This window comes from Streptomyces sp. NPDC048288 (assembly GCF_043201555.1).
Lineage (GTDB): Bacteria > Actinomycetota > Actinomycetes > Streptomycetales > Streptomycetaceae > Streptomyces.
Map to the genome: position 1 here is coordinate 312,712 of NZ_JBICZD010000012.1, position 21,490 is coordinate 334,201.

18 protein-coding genes, 1 rRNA gene and 1 riboswitch are annotated in these 21,490 nt (G+C 70.7%); of the genes, 6 read left to right on the forward strand and 13 right to left on the reverse strand.

Going from position 1 to position 21,490, the window contains the following annotated elements:
* The first annotated feature begins 126 nt into the window (after window positions 1–126).
* On the forward strand, window positions 127–939 hold the full coding sequence (locus tag ACGFZS_RS37625) for an FAD binding domain-containing protein (protein WP_393798871.1): 813 nt from the start codon (window positions 127–129) through the stop codon (window positions 937–939).
* Entirely contained in the window at window positions 936–3,674 is a 2,739-nt protein-coding gene (locus tag ACGFZS_RS37630; RefSeq protein WP_393798872.1) for a molybdopterin-dependent oxidoreductase, read from the forward strand. The genes ACGFZS_RS37625 and ACGFZS_RS37630 overlap by 4 nt, the downstream gene beginning before the upstream one ends.
* Here ACGFZS_RS37630 and ACGFZS_RS37635 read toward each other — a convergent pair.
* Entirely contained in the window at window positions 3,589–4,077 is a 489-nt protein-coding gene (locus ACGFZS_RS37635; RefSeq protein ID WP_393798873.1) for a molybdopterin-dependent oxidoreductase, read from the reverse strand. The genes ACGFZS_RS37630 and ACGFZS_RS37635 overlap by 86 nt on opposite strands.
* A 207-nt stretch (window positions 4,078–4,284) precedes the next feature.
* Here ACGFZS_RS37635 and modA point away from each other — a divergent pair, with 207 nt between their 5' ends.
* The 3 genes from modA to ACGFZS_RS37650 are packed head-to-tail and all read left to right on the forward strand — an operon-like array spanning window position 4,285 to window position 7,245.
* A complete protein-coding gene (modA, locus tag ACGFZS_RS37640) occupies window positions 4,285–5,112 on the forward strand; it encodes a molybdate ABC transporter substrate-binding protein (RefSeq protein ID WP_393798874.1) in 828 nt (275 codons plus the stop codon).
* Window positions 5,109–5,957 carry an ABC transporter permease gene (locus ACGFZS_RS37645; protein WP_393798875.1) on the forward strand — a complete coding sequence of 283 codons (849 nt, stop codon included), beginning with the start codon at window positions 5,109–5,111 and terminating at the stop codon, window positions 5,955–5,957. The genes modA and ACGFZS_RS37645 overlap by 4 nt, the downstream gene beginning before the upstream one ends.
* 55 nt (window positions 5,958–6,012) lie before the next feature.
* Entirely contained in the window at window positions 6,013–7,245 is a 1,233-nt protein-coding gene (locus ACGFZS_RS37650; RefSeq protein ID WP_393798876.1) for an ABC transporter ATP-binding protein, read from the forward strand.
* Between the two features lie 48 nt (window positions 7,246–7,293).
* Here the strand turns inward: ACGFZS_RS37650 and gcvP are convergent, their stop codons facing one another.
* A complete protein-coding gene (gene gcvP / locus ACGFZS_RS37655) occupies window positions 7,294–10,179 on the reverse strand; it encodes an aminomethyl-transferring glycine dehydrogenase (RefSeq protein WP_393798877.1) in 2,886 nt (961 codons plus the stop codon).
* Window positions 10,180–10,354: 175 nt separating this feature from the next.
* Window positions 10,355–10,449: riboswitch (glycine riboswitch) on the reverse strand.
* Between the two features lie 114 nt (window positions 10,450–10,563).
* Between gcvP and ACGFZS_RS37660 the strand changes: the two genes are divergently transcribed.
* A complete protein-coding gene (locus ACGFZS_RS37660) occupies window positions 10,564–10,944 on the forward strand; it encodes a PRC-barrel domain-containing protein (protein WP_359216630.1) in 381 nt (126 codons plus the stop codon).
* A gap of 149 nt (window positions 10,945–11,093) precedes the next feature.
* Here the strand turns inward: ACGFZS_RS37660 and ACGFZS_RS37665 are convergent, their stop codons facing one another.
* From ACGFZS_RS37665 to rrf, 11 genes are all read right to left on the reverse strand, one after another.
* Window positions 11,094–12,464 (reverse strand): DNA polymerase IV, encoded by a 1,371-nt coding sequence (locus tag ACGFZS_RS37665; RefSeq protein ID WP_393798878.1) that lies wholly within the window; start codon window positions 12,462–12,464, stop codon window positions 11,094–11,096.
* Window positions 12,465–12,574: 110 nt separating this feature from the next.
* Window positions 12,575–13,219 (reverse strand): MerR family transcriptional regulator, encoded by a 645-nt coding sequence (locus ACGFZS_RS37670; protein ID WP_393667100.1) that lies wholly within the window; start codon window positions 13,217–13,219, stop codon window positions 12,575–12,577.
* A 268-nt stretch (window positions 13,220–13,487) separates the two neighbouring features.
* Window positions 13,488–13,961 (reverse strand): bifunctional nuclease family protein, encoded by a 474-nt coding sequence (locus ACGFZS_RS37675; protein ID WP_026253112.1) that lies wholly within the window; start codon window positions 13,959–13,961, stop codon window positions 13,488–13,490.
* 91 nt (window positions 13,962–14,052) lie between these two features.
* Window positions 14,053–14,790: a MerR family transcriptional regulator gene (locus ACGFZS_RS37680; protein ID WP_393798879.1), complete on the reverse strand. Its 738-nt coding sequence runs from the start codon at window positions 14,788–14,790 to the stop codon at window positions 14,053–14,055.
* A 41-nt stretch (window positions 14,791–14,831) separates the two neighbouring features.
* Window positions 14,832–15,662, reverse strand: coding sequence for an FHA domain-containing protein (locus ACGFZS_RS37685; protein WP_393798880.1), 831 nt, complete (start codon window positions 15,660–15,662; stop codon window positions 14,832–14,834).
* 190 nt (window positions 15,663–15,852) lie between these two features.
* Window positions 15,853–16,689, reverse strand: coding sequence for a DUF881 domain-containing protein (locus ACGFZS_RS37690; protein WP_393798881.1), 837 nt, complete (start codon window positions 16,687–16,689; stop codon window positions 15,853–15,855).
* A gap of 5 nt (window positions 16,690–16,694) precedes the next feature.
* Window positions 16,695–17,027: a small basic family protein gene (locus ACGFZS_RS37695; RefSeq protein WP_046727248.1), complete on the reverse strand. Its 333-nt coding sequence runs from the start codon at window positions 17,025–17,027 to the stop codon at window positions 16,695–16,697.
* Complete coding sequence (locus ACGFZS_RS37700; RefSeq protein WP_393667089.1) at window positions 17,024–17,935, reverse strand: DUF881 domain-containing protein; 912 nt, start codon at window positions 17,933–17,935, stop codon at window positions 17,024–17,026. The genes ACGFZS_RS37695 and ACGFZS_RS37700 overlap by 4 nt, the downstream gene beginning before the upstream one ends.
* A 106-nt stretch (window positions 17,936–18,041) precedes the next feature.
* The gene (locus ACGFZS_RS37705; RefSeq protein ID WP_359216612.1) at window positions 18,042–20,537 is read right to left on the reverse strand and encodes a mannose-1-phosphate guanyltransferase; all 2,496 of its coding nucleotides are present in this window, start codon (window positions 20,535–20,537) and stop codon (window positions 18,042–18,044) included.
* 137 nt (window positions 20,538–20,674) lie between these two features.
* Window positions 20,675–21,283, reverse strand: coding sequence for a CDP-alcohol phosphatidyltransferase family protein (locus ACGFZS_RS37710; RefSeq protein WP_359216609.1), 609 nt, complete (start codon window positions 21,281–21,283; stop codon window positions 20,675–20,677).
* A gap of 112 nt (window positions 21,284–21,395) precedes the next feature.
* Window positions 21,396–21,490: ribosomal RNA gene (gene rrf, locus ACGFZS_RS37715) — 5S ribosomal RNA — on the reverse strand; the annotation flags it as partial.

A 21,490-nucleotide genomic window follows, 5' to 3' on the forward strand; every position in this document is an offset into this window, starting at 1 on the left:
AAATGCAAGTCTTTCGCTGACGGAACGCCCTTTGGTGAATCATCCAGGACCGGCCCCGCCCGGCTCGTTTTTTCCGTGCCCCGCACCAGTCGTGCGAGGCACCCGCGCGTTGCTTCACTGACCGTCATGGACCTGAACACGGTGGTGGAGATCCGCGACGCCCGGGACCCGGCCCCCTGGCGCCCCGGCGACGCCTGGCTGGGCGGCGGGACGTACCTCTTCTCCGAACCCCAGCCGCACCTGTGCCGCCTGGTCGACCTGAGCCGCACCGGCTGGCCGCCCCTGCGCCGCACCGCGGACGGCGCCCTGGAGATCGCCGCCACCTGCACCGTCGCCCAGCTCTCGCGCCACGCGAGGACCTGGCAGGTCCCGGCAGCTCCGCTCGTCGAGCAGTGCTGCCGGGCCTTCCTCGCCTCCTTCAAGATCTGGAACATGGCCACGGTCGGCGGCAACCTCTGCAACGCCCTCCCGGCCGGCCCGATGATCTCCCTCACGGCCGCCCTCGACGGGGAGTGCCTGCTGATCGCCCAGGACGGGGTACGACGGCGGGTCCCGGTCGCCGACTTCGTGACCGGCGCCGGCCGCAAGGACCTGGCCGAGGGCGAACTCCTGCGCTCCGTCACCCTGCCCGCCCGCGCGCTCGGCCGCCGCACCGCGTTCCGCCAGGCCTCCCTCTACGGCCTCGGCCGCTCCGGCGTCCTGGTCATCGGCACCCTGGACCCCGTCGACCACTCCTTCGCCCTCACGGTCACCGCGTCCACCGTGCGCCCGGTGCGGCTGTGGTTCCCGCTCCCGCCGACGGCCGGGGCGCTGCGTGCGGCGATCGGCTCCGCCGTGGCCGAGGACGAGTGGTTCGACGACATCCACGGTCTGCCGGAGTGGCGGTGTCATATGACATTCCACTTCGCGGAGGAGATCCGACGGGAGATGACCCGGTGAGGATCGAGGTCAACGGCCGGTCCCACGACGAGGACGCCCGCCCCGGCCAGTGCCTGCGCACCTACCTTCGCGACCGCGGCTGGTTCGGTGTGAAGAAGGGCTGCGACGCGGGCGACTGCGGCGCCTGCACCGTGCACGTCGACGGCGAACCGGTGCACAGCTGCCTCTACCCGGCCTTCCGCGCCGACGGCCGCACCGTCACCACCGTCGAGGGCCTGGCCGCCCCCGACGGCGAACTCCACCCGCTGCAGCGGAGGTTCCTGGACGCCCAGGGCTTCCAGTGCGGCTTCTGCACCGCGGGCTTCCTGATGACGACGGCCGCCCTGGACGCGGACCAACTCGGCGACCTCCCGAGGGCGTTCAAGGGCAACCTGTGCCGCTGCACCGGCTACCGGGCCATCGAGGACGCCGTCCGCGGGGTCACACACGTCGAGGAGCCGGACGCCGGCGAGTCCGTGGGCCGCAACCTGCCCGCCCCCGCCGGACCGCAGGTCGTCACCGGCACCGCCCGCTACACCTTCGACATCGAGGTGCCCGGCCTGCTCCACATGAAGCTGCTCCGCTCCCCGCACGCCCACGCCCGCATCACGGCGATCGACACCTCGGACGCCCTGCGCGTGCCGGGCGTCCACGCGGTCCTCACCCACCACGACGCCCCCGAACGCCACTACTCCACCGCCCGCCACGAACACCCCGAGGAGGACCCCGACGACACCCGCCTCCTCGACGACACCGTCCGCTACATCGGCCAGCGGGTCGCGGCGGTGGTCGCGGACAGCGAGGCCGCGGCGGAGGAGGGCTGCCGCCGCGTCTCGGTGGTATATGACATCGCACCCGCCGTCCTGGACCCCGAGGAGGCGATGCGCCCCGGGGCCCCCGTCGTCCACGACAAGGACCCCGCCACCGCCCGCATCTCCCGTCCCCGGGCCAACGTCGTCGGAGAGGCGCACGGCGAGATCGGGGACGTCGAGGCGGGCTTCGCCGAGGCCGACCTGGTCCACGAGGACACCTACCGCACCCAGCGCGTCCAGCACGCCAGCCTGGAGACGCACGGCGCGCTCGCCTGGATCGACGAGGACGGCCGCCTCACCGTCCGCACCAGCTCGCAGACCCCGTTCCTCACCCGGCGCGCCCTGTGCGCGCTCCACGACCTGCCGCCGGAGCAGGTCAGGGTGGTCGCGGGCCGGGTCGGCGGCGGCTTCGGCGGCAAGCAGGAGATGCTGGTCGAGGACATCGTCGCGCTGGCCGTCCTGCGGCTGCGCCGCCCGGTGAAGCTGGAGTACACCCGCGCCGAGCAGTTCTACGGCGCCACCACCCGGCACCCCTTCACCGTCCGCGTGAAGGCGGGCGCCCGCCGCGACGGCACCCTGACCGCGCTCCAGCTGCGGGTGGTCTCCAACACCGGGGCGTACGGCAACCACGGCCCGGCGGTGATGTTCCACAGCGTCGGCGAGTCGATGGCGATGTACCGGGCCCCGCACAAGAAGGTCGACGCGTACTCCGTGTACACGCACACCGTCCCGGCGGGCGCCTTCCGCGGCTACGGCCTGGGCCAGGTCATGTTCGCCGTCGAGTCCGCGCTGGACGAGCTGGCCCGCCGACTGGGCCTGGATCCCCTGGAGTTCAAGGCACGGAACGTCATCGGGCCGGGCGAGTCGATGCTCACCCCCGGCGGCCACGAGGAGGACCTGCACATCGCGAGCTACGGCCTCGACCAGTGCGTGTCGATCGTGCGCCGGGCCCGGTCGGAGCCCCGCGACCCGGCGCCCGACGGCTGGCTGGTCGGCGAGGGCGCGGCCCTGGCGATGATCGCGACGGGCCCGCCCGGCGGCCACATCGCCGACGCGAAGGCCTCGCTGCTGCCCGACGGCTCCTTCGATCTGGCCGTCGGCACCGCCGAGTTCGGCAACGGCACCACGACCGTGCACCGCCAGATCGCGGCCGGCGAACTCGCCACCACCGTCGACCGGATCACCGTCCGCCAGTCCGACACGGATGTCGTACGCCATGACACGGGCGCCTTCGCCTCCACGGGCACCGTGGTCGCCGGCAAGGCCACCCTCCGCGCCTCCCGCGCCCTGGCCGACCTGCTGCTCGACTTCGCCGCCGCCCAGCTGCGCGTCCCGCGCGCCGACTGCCGGCTCGCCGAGGAGGCCGTGCTGCACCCCGGCGGGCGGCTGCCGCTCAAGGAGCTGTACGCGGCGGCCCGCGCGGTCGGCGTCGAGTGCGCCGCCGACGGCCACTTCGGCGGCACCCCGCGCTCGGTCGCCTTCAACGCCCAGTGGTTCCGGGTGGCCGTCGACCCCGATACGGGCGAGATCCGCATCCTGCGCAGCGTGCACGCGGCCGACGCGGGCAAGGTGATGAACCCGATGCAGTGCCGCGGCCAGGTCGAGGGCGGCATCGCCCAGGCTCTCGGCGCGACCCTCTTCGAGAACGTACGACTGGACGCGCGCGGCGCGGTCGAGACCGCGGCCTTCCGCCGTTACCGGCTCCCGCAGTACGCGGACGTGCCGCGCACCGAGGTGCACTTCATGGAGACCGCCGACGCCATCGGCCCGCTGGGCGCCAAGTCGATGAGCGAGAGCCCCTTCAACCCCGTCGCTCCCGCCTTCGCCAACGCGCTGCGGGACGCGACCGGGGTGCGGTTCACGGAGCTGCCGCTGACGCGCGACCGGGTGTGGCGGGCACTGGATGCCAGCCGCCGTAGGCCCCGTCCACCCGAATCGCCGTGATGCCGCTGATGTGCCGGGCCCCGCAGCGGTCCTGCGGCAGCACCAGTTGCGGGCCCGCCCGGTCCAGCGAGGTGTCGTCGATGCTGATGCCGAGCAGAACCGGGGCATGGGCGAAATCGGGGTCGATCTCGGCCCAGGAGAGCAGGGCGTGGTGGCCGTCGGCGCCGGTGACCGCGATGAGGAAGCGCAGCCGGTCCTTGCGCCGGACGGGGTCGAAGCCGGGGCCGGCGTCGGTGAGGACGTCGTACAGCCGCGGTCCGGTGAAGCCGTGGTGCTGGGTGCCGCTGGTCGCGCAGTCGAAGCTGACCCGCACCCGGTGCTGGGGCCAGCGCAGGAGGTCGGGCACGGTGAGCCGGGCCGGCCGGGCCAGATCTCCGGTGAGCGCGAGTTCGGCGAGCGTCATGTGCGGCCACCTCCCGGATGACGGTACCCACCGCGCCTCACCGTACAAACGCACATGCCAGGCTCAAGTCATAAGTATGCAGCTCATGCGATGTGACAGAAGACTTACGCCTGGCAAATGCGGCAGTATCATCGCCTGGCGGCTGATACACAGGTCGCAGCAGGGCGCGACAGCTTTTCCCCATGGATTCAGAGGAGTTCACTCGTGATGACCCGTTCCGTCCGCCGGACCCGGCGGACGCTCCAGCTGGCCGGTGCCTCGGTCGCGGCCCTGCTGGCCCTGAGCGCCTGCTCGTCCTCCAGTGACGACTCGTCCGCGAAGACGAAGTCGGACACCTCGTCGTCCGCCTCGCCCAAGCTGTCGGGCTCGATCACCGTGTTCGCCGCGGCCTCCCTCAAGGAGAGCTTCACCACCCTGAAGGCCGACTTCGAGAAGGCGCACCCCGGCACCACGGTCAACTTCAGCTTCGGCGGCAGTGACACCCTCGCCGCGCAGATCACCAGCGGTGCCCCGGCCGACGTCTTCGCCTCCGCGAGCCCCAAGACCATGGCGATCGTGACGGACAAGAAGGACAACGCCACCGCCCCGGCCACCTTCGTCCGCAACCAGCTGGAGATCGCCACCCTGCCGGGCAACCCCGACAAGATCTCCTCCCTGAAGGACCTCACCAAGTCCTCGCTCAAGGTCGTCCTCTGTGACAAGACGGTGCCGTGCGGCGCCGCCGCGCAGAAGGCGCTGGACGCCAGCAAGCTCAAGCTGACCCCGGTCTCCTACGAGGAGGACGTGAAGTCCGCCCTCAACAAGGTGGTCCTCAAGGAGGCCGACGCGGCGGTCGTCTACAAGACCGACGTGAAGGCCGCGGGCAGCAAGGTCGAGGGCGTGGAGTTCCCCGAGTCGGCGAACGCCATCAACGACTACCCGATCACCCTGCTGAAGGACGCCCCGAACCCGGCCGTGGCCAAGGCGTTCATCGCCCTCGTCCAGTCCGCCGAGGGCCAGCAGGTCCTGACCGACGCGGGCTTCCTCAAGCCGTGACGAAGTCCGACGCGCCCGGCGCCCCGGCCGACACCCTCACGGGCGGCCCCCGGCGCCGGCGCGTCCGCACGTCCGTGCCGCTGCCGCTCCTCCTCCCCGGGGCGGCAGCTCTGGCGTTCCTGCTGCTGCCGCTGGTCGCCCTGCTGGTGCGGGCCCCCTGGAGCAGCCTGCCGTCCCTGCTGACCAGCACGGAGGTGTGGCAGGCCCTCCAGCTCTCCCTGCTCAGCGCGACGGCGGCGACGGCCGTGAGCCTGGTGCTGGGCGTCCCGCTGGCCTGGCTGCTGGCCCGCACGGAGTTCCCCGGCCGGGGTTTCGTCCGCGCCCTGGTCACCCTCCCGCTGGTCCTCCCCCCGGTGGTCGGCGGCGTGGCCCTGCTGCTCGCCCTGGGCCGCAACGGGGTGGTCGGCCAGTGGCTGGACGCCTGGTTCGGCATCACCCTCCCCTTCACCACGGCCGGTGTGGTGGTCGCCGAGTCCTTCGTGGCCATGCCCTTCCTGGTGATCAGCGTCGAGGGCACGCTCCGGGCCGCCGACCCCCGCTACGAGGAGGCGGCCACCACCCTGGGCGCCTCCCGCTTCACGGCCTTCCGCCGGGTCACGCTCCCCCTCATCGCCCCCGGCATCGCGGCCGGCGCGGTCCTCGCCTGGGCCCGCGCCCTCGGCGAGTTCGGCGCCACCATCACCTTCGCCGGCAACTTCCCCGGCCGCACCCAGACCATGCCCCTCGCCGTCTACCTCGCCCTCCAGAACGACCCCGAGGCGGCCATCGCCCTCAGCCTGGTCCTCCTGACCGTGTCGATCGCGGTCCTCGCGGGGTTGCGCGACCGATGGATGACGGCATCATGAGCACGATCCGCCGGACGACGGCACCCTCGACGACCTCCCGCTGGACATCCACCCGATGACACGCCCCGAACCCGAAGCCCCCGACGGCGCACGCCCTTCCCGCGCACTACCCGCGGCCGCCGACGGCGCGCAGCCCCCACAGGGGCCACCCGCACCCGCCCCTGATACCCGCACGGGTGGTGCGGGTGGGAACCCGAACCCGGCCGAAGGCCGGGTACCCCCCACGCACCCGCACCCGCACGCACACCCCACCGGCCTGCACGCCCACCTCGTCGTCACCCGCCCCGCCTTCCACCTCGACATCACCCTCACCGCCGCCCCCGGCGAGGTCGTCGCCCTCCTCGGCCCCAACGGCGCCGGCAAGACCACCGCCCTGCGCGCCCTGGCCGGCCTCACCGACCTCTCCGCCGGCCATCTCCACCTCGACGGCACGGAACTCGACCGCACACCCCCCGAATCCCGCCCGGTGGGCGTCGTCTTCCAGGACTACCTCCTCTTCCCCCACCTCACGGCCCTCGACAACGTCGCCTTCGGCCCCCGCTGCCACGGCGCCACGAAGACCGAGTCCCGCGCGCAGGCGGCCGTATGGCTGGATCGCATGGGCCTCACCGAGCACGCCGGCGTCAAACCCCGCCGCCTCTCCGGCGGCCAGGCGCAGCGCGTCGCCGTGGCCCGCGCCCTGGCCACCCGCCCCCGGCTGCTCCTCCTGGACGAGCCGCTCGCGGCCCTCGACGCCCGCACCCGCCTGGACGTACGGTCCCAACTCCGCCGCCATCTGGCCGAGTTCGAGGCGGTGGCCGTCCTGGTCACGCACGACCCGCTGGACGCCATGGTGCTGGCCGACCGGCTGATCGTCATCGAGGAGGGCCGGGTCGTCCAGGAGGGCACCCCCGCCGACATCGCCCGCCACCCGCGCACCGACTACATCGCCCACCTGGTCGGCCTGAACCTCTACCGGGGCCGGGCCGAGGGGCACACGGTCAAGCTGGACACGGGCCCCGCGATCACCACCACGGAAGAGCTCTCCGGCGAGGTCTTCGTCGCGTTCCCGCCGAGCGCGGTCACCCTCTTCCGGGACCGCCCCACCGGCGCCAGCGCCCGCAACCTCTGGCGCTGCGAGGTCGCGGGTCTGGAGATCCACGGCGACCAGATCCGCGCCGACCTGACCGGCGACCTCCCGCTCGCCGCCGACCTCACCACGGTCGCCGCCGCCGACCTGGAGCTGCACCCGGGCGCCCCGGTCTGGGCGACGGTGAAGGCGACCCAGACGCACGCGTACCCGGCGTAGACACACGGGAGGCCCCGCCGAAGCGGGGCCTCTGCCGTACGTGGCGCGTCAGTCCTCGTACGCGTCCGGCGGCGGGCAGGAGCAGACCAGGTTCCGGTCGCCGAAGGCCTGGTCGATCCGGCGCACCGGCGGCCAGTACTTGTCGGCGGCGGAGACCCCGCCCGGGAAGACGGCCTCCTCACGGGTGTACTCGTGCTTCCACTCCCCGCCGAGCGCGGCCGCGGTGTGCGGCGCGCCCCGCAGCGGGTTGTCCTCGGCGGCCCACTGCCCCGCACCGACCTTGTCGATCTCCGCGCGGATCGCGATCATCGCTTCGCAGAACCGGTCCAGCTCGCCGAGGTCCTCGGACTCGGTCGGCTCGATCATCAGCGTGCCGGCCACGGGGAAGGACATCGTCGGCGCGTGGAAGCCGTAGTCGATGAGCCGCTTGGCGACGTCGTCGACGCTCACCCCGGTCGCCTTGGTCAGCGGTCGCAGATCGATGATGCACTCGTGCGCAACCAGCCCGCCGGGCCCGGTGTAGAGCACGGGGAAGTGCGGCTCCAGCCGCTTGGCGACGTAGTTGGCGCTGAGTACGGCCACCTGCGTGGCCCGCTTCAGCCCCTCGCCGCCCATGAGCCGGACGTAGGCCCAGGAGATCGGCAGGATCCCGGCGGAGCCCCACGGCGCGGCCGAGATGGGTCCGACGCCCGTCTCCGGCCCGGCGGCGGGCTGCAGCGGGTGGTTCGGCAGGTACGGCGCCAGGTGCGCGCGCACCGCGACCGGACCGACGCCCGGACCGCCGCCGCCGTGCGGGATGCAGAACGTCTTGTGCAGGTTGAGGTGCGAGACGTCCCCGCCGAAGTGCCCCGGCTTGGCCAGTCCGACCAGCGCGTTGAGGTTGGCGCCGTCGACGTACACCTGGCCGCCGGCCTCGTGCACCTGGCCGCAGATGTCCGCGACGTGCTCCTCGAACACCCCGTGGGTGGACGGGTAGGTGATCATCAGCACCGCCAGCTCGTCCCGGTGCTGCTCGATCTTCGCCCGCAGGTCCTCGACGTCGATCTCGCCGTCCTCGGCGGTCCTCACGACGACGACCTTCATGCCCGCCATCACCGCGCTGGCGGCGTTGGTGCCATGGGCGGACGACGGAATCAGACACACGGTCCGCTGCGCGTCGCCGTTGGCGCGGTGGTACGCGCGTACGGCGAGCAGCCCGGCCAGCTCGCCCTGCGACCCGGCGTTGGGCTGCAGGGACACCTTGTCGTACCCGGTGACCTCGGCGAGCCGCTCCTCCAGCTCACGGATGAGCGTCAGATAGCCCTCGGCCTGCTCGGCGGGCGCGAAAGGGTGCAGCTGACCGAACTCGGGCCAGGTGACCGGCTCCATCTCGGTGGTCGCGTTGAGCTTCATGGTGCAGGAGCCGAGCGGGATCATGCCCCGGTCCAGGGCGTAGTCCCGGTCGGCGAGCCGACGCAGGTAGCGCAGCATCGCGGTCTCGGAGCGGTGCTGCTGGAAGACGGGGTGGGTGAGGTAGCCGTCGGTGCGCAGCAGCGCCTCCGGGAGCGTGTCCTCGGCGACCGCGTCCAGCGCCTCGACATCGCCCCCGACCCCGAACGCCGTCCACACGGCACCCAGCTGGGCGCGGGTGGTGGTCTCGTCGCAGGCCACGGAGACCTGGTCGGCGTCGACGAGCCGCAGGTTGACGCCGCCCGCACGGGCGGCGGCGACGATCTCGGCGGCCTTGCCGGGCACGCGCGCGGTGAGGGTGTCGAAGTAGGCGCCGTGCACGATCTCGACGCCGCCGGCCTTCAGCCCGGCAGCGAGGATCGTGGCGTACCGGTGGGTCCGCCCCGCGATCGCCCGCAGCCCCTCGGGCCCGTGGTAGACGGCGTACATACCGGCCATCACGGCGAGCAGCACCTGTGCGGTGCAGATGTTGCTGGTGGCCTTCTCCCGGCGGATGTGCTGCTCACGGGTCTGCAGCGCCAGCCGGTACGCCTTGTTCCCGTCCGCGTCCACGGACACGCCCACGAGCCGCCCGGGCAGGCTGCGGGCGAACTTCTCGCGGACCGCCATGTACCCGGCGTGCGGCCCGCCGAAGCCCATCGGCACGCCGAACCGCTGGGTCGTGCCGACGGCGATGTCGGCGCCCAGCTCGCCCGGCGAGGTCAGCAGGGTCAGCGCGAGCAGGTCGGCGGCGACGGTGACCAGGGCGCCCAGCCCGTGCGCCTGCTCGACGAGCGCCTTGATGTCGCGTACGGCCCCGGAGGCTCCCGGGTACTGGACGAGCACGCCGTTGATCTCCCGCGCGGCGAGGTCCGCGGGAATGCCGTCGGTGAGGTCGGCGACCACGACCTCCACGCCCGTCGGCTCCGCACGCGTCCGGATCACGGCGATGGTCTGCGGGAGGACGTCCGCGTCGATGACGAAGACGCCCTTCTTGTTCTTGCCCATGCGCAGCGACAGGGCCATGGCCTCGGCGGCGGCGGTGCCCTCGTCGAGCAGCGAGGCGCCGGAGGTGGGCAGCCCGGTGAGGTCGGCGACCACGGTCTGGAAGTTCAGCAGCGCTTCCAGGCGGCCCTGCGAGATTTCCGGCTGGTACGGCGTGTAGGCCGTGTACCAGGCGGGGTTCTCCATCACGTTGCGCAGGATGACGGGCGGCGTGAAGGTGCCGTAGTAGCCCAGTCCGATCATGGAGCCGAGCACCTGGTTGCGGTCGGCCAGCGAGCGCAGCTCGGCCAGTACCTCGGCCTCGGTGCGGGCGCCCGGCAGCTCCAGGCGGTCGGCGTTCTTGATCACGTCCGGCACGGCGGCGGCCGTCAGCTCGTCCAGCGAGCCGTACCCGACCTGCGCGAGCATCTTGGCCCGCGCCTCCTGGTCGGGCCCGATGTGACGCTGCTCGAACGGAATCCCCTGTTCGAGTTCGGAGAGCGAAGGGCGGTGGACGGTCATTGCGGAGGCCTCCTGGTCTGAAGCGACCTTCGAGGGGTACCCCGGCGCGGGTACCCCGACGGCCTCCCCCTCTGTCATCTCAACCTGAGAGCTTCACCGGGCGCCCTGCGGACTCCCGGCTTTCACCGTCGGTGAGAGCGAATGCGTCGGCATCCGCCCTGCTTTCCAGAGTGACCTCGTCCGTGCGGTACGTGAGCCTGAGAGATTCCGGGGAGGAGTTGCTCCTTCGGCGCCTCCGGGATGTCCGGAGGACTCTCCCGCACGGGGTCAGCAGCCGCTTGCCAGCCTACCAGCGAGGGCAACACCAGGGCCTTCGAGTGGCCGCCTCCTTGAATGTGCTCTTTTGTAGTGCTTACGGATGAGTTGCGACCAAGTGGAGGGCCCGTGGAGACCGACATCGATCCGCGCAACCTGATCGGCCGCAAGGCGTTCGACCGCAACGGCACGAAGATCGGCACGATCGACGAGGTGTACCTCGACGACGCGACGGGCGTGCCGGAGTGGGCGGCCATACGCACCGGCCTGTTCTCCCGGGACGCCTTCGTGCCCCTGGAGCCCAGCGAACTGGTCGAGGGCACCCTCCAGGTCCCCTTCGACCGCGCCCTGATCAAAGACGCCCCGGACTTCGGCGTCGGCCGCCACCTCTCCCCCGAACAGGAACTCCAGCTCTACCACCACTACGGCCTCGACACGACCACCCCACCCCCACCCCACCCCGACCACCACTTCGGCAAACTGGCAGGCACGGAGGACGCCGACGCGTAGGAGCAGACCAGCTGCGCGCACGCGTGCCGCGCTACCACCGGAACCCAGCTGCGGGCATGCGTGCCGCTAGGGGCGGCACGGGTGGGCGCAGCGGCACCCCGCGAGCGCGGGCGAGCGAAACCCCGGCCCCAGCCTCACCCCCACCCCGGTCACGCCCCGACCCCGTCCACGGGAACCCCCTCCCCTCCCGCCACCAACGGCAACGGCTCCGCAGGCTCCAGCGCGGGATCGTCGACCCGAAACGTCCGCACCCTCCCCGGCCCCACCGACGCCGGCGTCTCGAACCGCACCGTCACCCGCCCCAGCCCACTCCCCTGCACCCATCCGTGCCCGTACTCGGCATGCCGCACATCGTGCCCCGCGGGCCACCGCCGCTCGGCCGCCGCCTCCTGCTCGGCGACCGGCTCCGCGACGTCCTCCTCCAGCACCGGCTCCCCCGCCTCCCCGGCCGCCGCCTGCGCGAACAGGTCCTCCTGGGTGTAGTCGGCCAGCCCCGACACCCCCACCCCCAGCAACCGCACGCCCCCCGTCGTGTCCACCGAGTCCAGCAGCCGGGCGGCCGCCTCCCGCACCACCGCCGGATCGTCGGTGGGCCCCCGGAGCGTCTCGGACCGGGTCAGCGTCGAGAAGTCGTACCGCCGCACCTTCAGCACGATCGTCCGCCCGGAGAGCCCGGCCCCCCGCAGCCGCCGCACGCACCGGTCGGCCAGCCGCTGCACCTCGAGACCCACCCGCATCCGGTCATGGATGTCCACGTCGTACGTGTCCTCGACCGACACCGACTTGGTCTCCCGCTCGGCCACCACCGGCCGTTTGTCGTGCGCGAGCGCCATCGCGTACAGCGCGTGCCCGTGGGCCTTGCCCAGCAGCCGTACCAGCTCGTCCTCCCCCGCCTCGGCGATTTCCTCGACCGTGGTGATCCCGGCCCGCCGCAGATGGTCCCCCGTCGCCGGCCCCACCCCCGGCAGGGTCCGCACCGGCATCGGCCCCAGCATGGCCCGCTCGGTACCGGGCTCGATCAGCACCAGACCGTCCGGCTTGGCCTGCTCGGAGGCGATCTTCGCGAGCATCTTGGAGGCGGCGAGCCCGACGGACCCGGAGAGCCCCGTGACGGCCCGTATGTCCGCGCGCAGCCTCTCCCCCGCCAGGCGTGCCGACGCGGCGTCCGAGGCCGCCTCACCGGCCTCCAGGTCCACGAACGCCTCGTCCAGGCTCAAGGGCTCCACCAGCGGCGACAGCTCGCGCAGCAGCCCCATCACCTGCTCGCTGATCGACCGGTAGAGGGCGAAGCGCGGCACCAGATACGCGGCGTTCGGCGTCAGCCGCCGCGCCTGGGCCATGGGCATCGCGGAATGCACCCCGAACACCCGGGCCTCGTACGACGCGGTGGCCACCACACCGCGTGGTCCGAGCCCGCCCACGACCACGGCCTTCCCGCGCAGGCTCGGCTTGGATGCCTGCTCCACCGAGGCGAAGAAGGCATCCATGTCGAGATGCAGGATTGTGGGCGCGTTTCTCACATCTCCGATGCTGCACCACACCACTGACAATGCCCCGGCACGGACCCGTACCGGGGCATCACAAGGGGCTCAGAGGGCCCAGCGGGCTGAAGGGCCTTCGGGCCAGGCTTTCAGACCGCCCGGTTGCGCCGCCGGGCCAGCTCGTCCGCGGGGTTGTGCCCGACAAGTGTCTCGCCGGTGTCGACGCGCTCGCCGTGCAGCTGGGAGAGAGCGCTCTCCACGTCCCGCCACACCACGCCGACCGCGATCCCGAAGATGCCCTGACCGCCCTGGAGCAGGGCGTGCACCTCGTCCGGGGAGGTGCACTCGTACACCGTGGCGCCGTCGCTCATCAGGGTCATGCGCTCCAGGTCCCGGAAACCGCGTTCCCGAAGGTGCTGGACCGCGGTGCGGATGTTCTGGAGCGACACCCCGGTGTCCAGGAAGCGCTTGACGATCTTCAGGACGACGACGTCCCGGAAGCTGTACAGACGCTGCGTGCCCGACCCGTAGGCGGGCCGCACACTGGGCTCGACCAGGCCGGTGCGGGCCCAGTAGTCGAGTTGCCGGTAGGTGATGCCGGCCGCCGCGCAGGCCGTGGGCCCGCGGTAGCCGATCTCCTCGGTCGCCATGGACGCCGCCCCTCCGCCGCTCGGCACTGCCGTCGGCCGCTGCGGAGCGTGACCGGCGGTGCTGCTCTGAAGCGGGTACGGACCACTCTCCCCGAGACCGTGTCCCGGGGCACCCCCAGCCGTACCGTCGCCGCTGCTTCTCACGCCGACCTCCGTCCTTGACCTGCCTTCTCGACGGTAGGCAGTCACCAGGGGTGCGTCAACGATCGCCACACTCGGCACGCCGAGTGATAATCACCCTAGGAGTGGTTTCCCGTGCCCCACCGCGGGGAAAGGCTAGCCGAATGCTCTGGCGGGAAGCCGTAGGACGCTCTCAATGGCCGCTGGCAATTGCCCATGAATCACGGCCGTGACCAGTCACGAACCGGCCCGTCACCGACCTTCCGGTAGGTAACGGGCCGCTCCCAGTGCCTCACTGGCTGCTGGTGCCGAAGTCCTCGGGCGAGATCTGGTCGAGGAACTCGCGGAACTTCTCCACCTCGTCCTCCTGCTCGTCCGGAATCGCGATGCCCGCGTCGTCCAGCACCGTGTCACTGCCGTAGATCGGCGTTCCGGTGCGCAGCGCCAGCGCTATCGCGTCGGACGGGCGGGCGCTCACCTCGACGCCGCTGGCGAACACCAGCTCCGCGTAGAAGACGCCCTCACGCAGGTCCGTGATGCGTACTTCGGTGAGCTCCTGGCCGACGGCCTCCAGCACGTCCTTGAACAGGTCGTGGGTCAGCGGTCGCGCGGGGGCCATGCCCTGCTGGGCGAAGGCGATCGCCGTCGCCTCCCCCGGCCCGATCCAGATGGGGAGGTAGCGGTCGCCTCCCACTTCGCGCAGGAGCACGATCGGTTGGTTGGAGGGCATTTCCACCCGGACACCTACGACATCGAGCTCGTTCACACAGCAACCCTAGGCCGTGCCCGGGACGTTTGGGTAGTCGGGCCCGGAACGCGCGCCCGATCCGGCCTCCGCCCGGGTCCTGTCGTGGTACTCACGGCAGCCGCACCCCCAGTGCCGTTTGCACCAGTGCGGCGTGCAGCTTCACCGTGAGCACCGCCAGCTCCTTCGTACGGGCCTCGGCGTGGGCCCTGGTCTGCGGGTTGCGGTGGCGTTTGAGCGGAGCCACCACCTGGTCCACCAGCCCGGCCTCGCGGTCGGCGGCGGCCTTCATCACCCGAAGATGGCGCGGTTCGATCCCGAACCGGCCCAGCTCGGCGACGAGCACGGCCACGGTGACCGTCTCGACGTCGTACACGCCGTCCTCCAGGGGAGCGATCAGCCCGTACGACTCCCACTCCACCAGACAGCTCTCGTCGATCTCGGCGGCCGCGAGCAGCTCGTCCCGCCCGATCCGCGCCACCGCCGGCACCTCGGGAACCATCGGCACGGCCTCGCCGTCCCGCTGCCGCCCCACGACGGGCAGCTGGACGGCCTCACCGCGCTCCATGGCGTCCAGATGCTCCCGGATGACCTTGAGCGGCAGATAGTGGTCCCGCTGCATCCGCAGGACGTGTCCGAGGCGTTCCACGTCCTTGGCGCTGAACTTCCGGTACCCGGAAGGGGTCCGGCGCGGCTCGATCAGCCCCTCCGACTCCAGGAAGCGGATCTTGGAGATGGTGACTTCGGGGAACTCGTCGCGCAGCACGTTCAGCACCGTGCCGATACTCACCAGCCCGGTTTCCGTGGCGGCGGTGCCGTGACCGGTACCGCCGCTCGGTGTGTGCAGCATGGACCTTCTCCCCTGGGATCCCCCGGACGAGGTCCGGAGGGTCAGATGCCCTGCCGGCTCGCGTAGAAGACCAGCCGGTACTTACCGATCTGGACCTCGTCGCCGTTCGACAGAGCGACCTGGTCGATGCGCTCCCGGTTGACGTACGTGCCGTTGAGGCTGCCCACGTCGGCCACCGTGAACGAGCCGTCCGGCTGGCGGCGGAACTCCACGTGGCGACGGGAGACCGTCACGTCGTCCAGGAAGATGTCGCTCTGCGGGTGGCGGCCGGCCGTGGTCAGGTCGCTGTCCAGGAGGAAGCGGCTGCCCGAGTTGGGACCGCGGCGCACGACCAGCAGCGCGGAGCCGAGCGGCAGCGCGTCGACCGCGGCCTGCGCCTCGGGCGAGAGCGACGGCATCTGGGTCTGCCCGGTGACCTCGGCGTCGTAGGCCTCAAGGCCGGAGATCGAGATCGTGGACGTCGTCTCCGACGCCCGCTCGGGGACAGCGCCCGCGCGCAGCGGGGCACCGCAGTTGGAACAGAAGCGGGCGTTCTCCGCGTTGCGGTTACCGCACCTCGTACAAACCAGGGCCGACATGGACGGATCCTCCTGCCGCGGCTGCCCCGCCGGGGCGTTGGACGCGTACGGGTCGGAGGCAAACCCTCCACCCGCACCTGAGGTTGACGGTTGCCCGAAACCTATGCCGCCGGACTGGGACGGGTCAACTGACGGCGCGCCCTGACCTCCCGAAATGTCACCCCCCGGACCAGCCACCTGGTCCCGGAACAGCGGGCGCTGGCCCTCCGCGTCGGGCTGTGCCCGATGGCGAGCGGTCGCGTTGTCGCTGTCCTCTCGCGCGCTCTTGCCGAACAACTTCGCAAACAACTTCACGGGCGATTCCCCTTGACCGAAACAGACCCGCCCGTGGGGCAGGACGAACCCTGACTGAATAAACCGGCCGACCCGGACAACCACACAACGTCCGTATCCACCAGACAGTTTCCACCACGCACCGGCTCCCCGGTGCGCCGACCCCCCGCATCCTCATGCCCCCACCGGATGTCCCCCATGCACCGCCGGTTCACTGTGAGGACGACCGAGCGTAGTCAGGCTGCTTCGCCGGTCGCAAGGCATCCACGACGATCCTGGCCGACCGCTCGACGGTCACAGTCGCCTGTTCCTTCTCAAGGGTCTGCACCACGCCTCCGGGGATGTTGAGAGCCGGTTCGAGATCCTGCGGCTTGCCGATCACCTTGAAAACGAACGGTTGGGTGATCTTGTTCCCGTCGACACTCACACTCTTCCCGGAGTCGGTGAGGTAGGTGCCGGCGATCACTCGCACCCCGTTGACCTGGATCGCCTCCGCGCCGGCCGCGCGCAGCTCCTGGATCGCGTCGAGCAGCATGTCCGCCTGCACCGTGCCCTTCGGGTCGTCGACCGTCATCGTGATGCCAGGACCCTGCGCCGCGACGGTGCCCGCCAGAATGCCGAGTTGTCTCTCCTTCTCGGCCGTCTGCTTCCGTGCCTCCGCCGCCTGGTCGGAGCTGCTCTGCAACTCCTGGCGCTGCTTCTCGAGTCCTGTCTTCTCGTCCTCAAGACGTTGAGTACGCGAATCCAGTTCATCGAGAATGCGGACAAGATCTTCCTGACGGGCCCCGCGCAGCGCGCTGTCGCTGTCACTGTTCGACGCCACCTGCACGGCGAGCCCGAATCCGAGCCCGAACAGCAGCACGGCGACGATCAGTTGCGCGCGGCTGACCCGCGGCGGCCACAGCCCCTGGACCAGCCGGCGCCGGCCGGTGAGCCCGGCGTCCGGCCGCGTCTCGGCGGTGCCGTCGGGCTCCGGCACCGTAGGGGCCACCTCGGCGGGAAGTTCTCTGCGCAGCCCGTTCTCCGGCCGCTTCTCGTGCTCGCTCATGCCACTCATGCCCGGAAGACGTGCCGCCGGATCGCCGCGGCGTTGGAGAAGATACGGATACCGAGGACCACGACGACGCCCGTGGACAGCTGCGAGCCCACGCCCAACTTGTCGCCCAGGAAGACGATCAGCGCGGCCACCACCACGTTCGACAGGAACGACACCACGAATACCTTGTCGTCGAAGATCCCGTCGAGCATGGCCCGCAACCCGCCGAAGACGGCGTCGAGCGCCGCGACGACGGCGATCGGCAGATACGGCTCGACGACCGCCGGAACCTCAGGACGGACCAACAGTCCGGCCACGACGCCCACGACGAGGCCAAGTACGGCGATCACGATGTGCCCTTCTCAGTCTTCTCCGTGTACGGCTCTGCCGTACGTACGATCACACTCGGTGCGGCGGGCAGCCGGACGTCGCTCTCCGTGGAGATCGTCGCCCTGATGTCGAAGTTCTGCTCCAGCGCGTGCAGGTAGAGCCCGTCCGGGCTGTCCTGGAACCTGGAGCCGAGCCTCTCCCCGTCCCCCACCGCCAGCACCGTGTACGGCGGTACCAGCGGCCTGTTGTCGACCAGTATCGCGTCTCCCGCGGCCCTGATCGCGGACAGGGCCGTCAGCCGCTGCCCGTTGATGGAGATCGCCTCGGCGCCCGAGGCCCACAGCCCGTTCACGACGCGCTGCATGTCGTGGTCACGGACCCGGCCGGTGTCGGAGAAACCGGAGGTCTCACGGGGGTTGCTGCCGTCCCCGCCGGAGGACGCCTCCTTGGCGTCGTTCACCACCAGCTTCACCCCGGGGCCGTGCACCGCGGTGGCGCCGGACAGGATGCCCACCAGGTCCGCCCGGCCGCTGCCGCCGCTCTCCTTCAGCGCCGCGCGCTGGCGGGCGCTGACGTCGTCACGCAGCTTGTCGACGCTGGTCTCCAGCTTGTCGGCGCTCGCCGTCTCGCGGTCGATGCGGTCGATGAGCTCCTGGCGCTCCTTGGCCACGACGGGCGCCGTCACCCGCGCCTGCGCCGCTCCCACGGTCACCACGAGCGCCGCCAGCACCAGACCGCCGGCGAGGCCCAGCCTGGCCCGGAGGGTCTTCGGCATGCCGCCGCCCTCGCCCCGGGCCCGCTTGCGCGCCGCCGCCTCGGCGTACCCGTCGTCGAGGCTGTGGTCCATGACGTTGGTGATCAACGACATGGAGGCGTCCGGGCGCGACGGCCGGGAGGCGCTGCTCCGAACGGGGGGTTGCTGCGGCATGCCGCACATCGTCGCACGTTGCGACCGGTACCTCCGAATGGCCCCACCGGCGTGCCGGACCGGCCCCCTGGGGGACACTTGTCCGGCACGCACGCGTGCAGCGGTTTTACCGTCCGGCGCTGTCCACGATCGCCGACCATTCGTCCAACAGCGCCTGCGCGGAGGCGTCGTCGGGCCCTTCCGCCCACAGATGGGTGACCGCCTCCGCCGGGTCGGGCAGCACCATCACCCAGCGCCCGTCGGTCTCCACGACCCTCACCCCGTCGGTCGTGTCGACGAAGCGATCACCGGCCGCCTCGACGACACGCCTCATGACCAGGCCCTTGACAGCCCAGGGAGTCGCCAGGTCCTTCTTGAGGACATGCGCCCGCGGGATCCTCGCGTCGATCTGGCTCAGCGTGAGCTGCGTCCGCGCCACCAGACCGATGAGCCGTACGAAGGCCGCCGTACCGTCGTACACACTGCTGAACTCGGGGACGATGAACCCGCCCTTGCCGTCACCGCCGAAGATGCTGCCCTCCTCACGCCCGACGCGGGTGAGGTCGTCCGGCGAGGTGGTCGTCCACTCCACCTGGGTGCCGTGGTACGCGGCCACCTGCTCGGCGATCCGGGTCGTGGTGACCGGCAGCGCCACACGGCCGCTGCGCCGCTCGGCGGCGACCAGGTCGAGCATCACCAGCAGCGCCCGGTCGTCCTCGATGATGCGGCCCTTCTCGTCGACGAGCGAGAGCCGCTCACCGACCGGGTCGAACCGCACGCCGAAGGCGGCCCGGGAGGACGCCACGATCTCGCCGAGCCGCACCAGGCCGGATCGGCGCTGATCGGCCGTCTCCGTGGGCCTCGCCTCGTTCAGACCGGGGTTGACGGTCAGCGAGTCCACCCCGAGCTTGCCCAGCAGGCTGGGCAGGACCAGCCCGGCGCTGCCGTTGGAGGCGTCCACGACGACCTTGAGGCCCGAATCGGCGATCCCGGTCGTGTCGACGTTGCGCAGCAGCGACCCGGTGTAAGAGTCGAAGACGCTGGCGGGGAAGTGCAGGTCGCCGATCTCACCGGGGAACGCGCGCCGGTACTCCTGCCGCGCGAAGATCCGGTCCAGCTTGCGCTGGCTGGCCTGCGAGAGGTCCGCGCCCTGCCCGTCGAAGAACATGATGTCGACGGAGTCGGGCACCCCGGGCGAGGTCCTGATCATGATCCCGCCGGCGCTGCCCCGGGCGGTCTGCTGCCGCGCCACGGGCAACGGCACGTTCTCCAGGTCGCGTACGTCGATGGCGCTGGCCTGGAGCGCGGAGATGACCGCCCGCTTGAGCGCACGGGCACCGCGGGAGTGGTCTCGGGCCGTCGTGACGGTCGAGCCCTTCTTCAGCGTGGTCGCGTACGCGCCCGCCAGCCGGACCGCCAGCTCCGGCGTGATCTCGACGTTCAGGATCCCGGACACGCCCCGGGCACCGAACAGATGCGCCTGCCCGCGGGACTCCCAGATCACCGACGTGTTGACGAACGCGCCGGCCTCGATGGTCTTGAAGGGATAGACCCGGACATTTCCCTGAACGATCGATTCTTCACCGATCAGGCACTCGTCACCGATGACGGCGCCGTCCTCGATCCGGGCGGCCCGCATGATGTCGGTGTTCTTCCCGACGACACAGCCCCGGAGGTTGCTGTGCTGCCCGACGTACACGTTGTCGTGGACGACGGCCCGGTGCAGGAAGGCGCCGCTCTTCACGACGACATTGGACCCGACGACGGTGTGCTCGCGGATTTCCGTGCCGGCCTCGACCTTCGCGTAGTCGCCGATGTACAGCGGCCCGCGCAGCACGGCGTCCGCATGCACCTCGGCGCCCTCGGCCACCCACACGCCCGGGGATATCTCGAAGCCGTCGATGTCGACGTCGACCTTGCCCTCCAGGACGTCGGCCTGTGCCTTCACATACGACTCGTGGGTACCGACGTCCTCCCAGTAGCCCTCGGCGACGTAGCCGTAGATCGGCTTGCCTTCCTTCATCAATTGCGGGAAGACATCGCCGGACCAGTCGACCGGAACATCGGCCTCGACATAGTCGAATACCTCGGGCTCCATGACATAGATGCCCGTGTTCACCGTGTCGGAGAAGACCTGCCCCCAGGTCGGCTTCTCGAGGAACCGCTCGACCTTCCCCTCCTCATCGACGATGGTGATGCCGAATTCCAGGGGATTGGGCACACGCGTCAGGCAGACCGTGACGAGCGCGCCCTTCGCCTTGTGGAAGTTGATCAGTTCGGTGAGGTCGAAGTCGGTCAGCGCATCGCCGGAGATGACGAGGAAAGCATCGTCCTTCAACGCCTCTTCGGCGTTCTTGACGCTTCCGGCAGTACCGAGTGGCTTCTCCTCGTTGGCATAGGTGAGCTCCATGCCGAGCTCTTCGCCGTCCCCGAAGTAGTTCTTGACCAGTGATGCCAGGAACTGAACGGTGACAACGGTCTCGGTGAGCCCATGCCTTTTGAGCAGCCGCAGCACGTGCTCCATGATCGGTCGGTTCACCACCGGCAGGAGCGGCTTGGGCATGCTTGAGGTCATGGGGCGAAGGCGTGTGCCTTCACCACCGGCCATCACGACGGCCTTCATGTCGGAAGCGTCCTCCTCTAAGAGACGACGGTCTAGCCGACTTCACCCGTCCAGATTGTCCCGCACTTTTCCGCCGTGGGCCATCGAGAGCACCATGGAGAGCAATCGAGGTCACTACGTCCGGACAATCGCCGAGCTCAATCGGCTGTGGCGTCCGCGCGAACCAGGCGGCGGACCTGCACCACGTAGAGCACTCCTGCCCACCAGTACAGCGTTGTACCCCATCCGGCGAACGCCCATCCGAAAATAGCAGCGAGTGACGAGATCCAGCCGCTTCCGTCACTCAGCAGCAGGAGCGGGAACGCGTACATCAGATTGAACGTGGCGGCCTTGCCAAGGAAGTTCACCTGCGGCGGCGGATAGCCGTGCCGGCGGAGAATCCCCACCATCACCAACAGCATCAGTTCTCGCAGCAGGAGCGCTGCCGTCAACCAGAGCGGCAGGATCTCCCGCCAGGTGAGTCCGACCAGCGTCGACAGCACATACAGCCGGTCCGCGGCGGGGTCGAGGATCCGGCCCAGGCTGCTGATCTGGTTCCAGCGCCGGGCGAGCTTGCCGTCCAGGTAGTCGCTGATGCCGCTGAAGAGCAGCACCAGCAGGGCCCAGCCGTCGCTCTTCGGCCCGCCGAACTCGGGCCTGAGGATCAACCACAGGAAGACGGGTACGCCGACCAGGCGCGCCATGCTGAGGATGTTCGGGATGGTGAGGACCCGGTCCGTCTGGACACGCGTCTCCTGGACCTCCACCCGGGGGCCTCCTGTGGTGGTAAACGAGCCAACTTTGCTCCCTGACCCTACCTCAACGCAAAAAAGCTCTGGCCCTTGGGCTTGTTGCCCAAGAGCCAGAGCTCTAAAAGGAGTTCGGCGGCGTCCTACTCTCCCACAGGGTCCCCCCTGCAGTACCATCGGCGCTGTAAGGCTTAGCTTCCGGGTTCGGAATGTAACCGGGCGTTT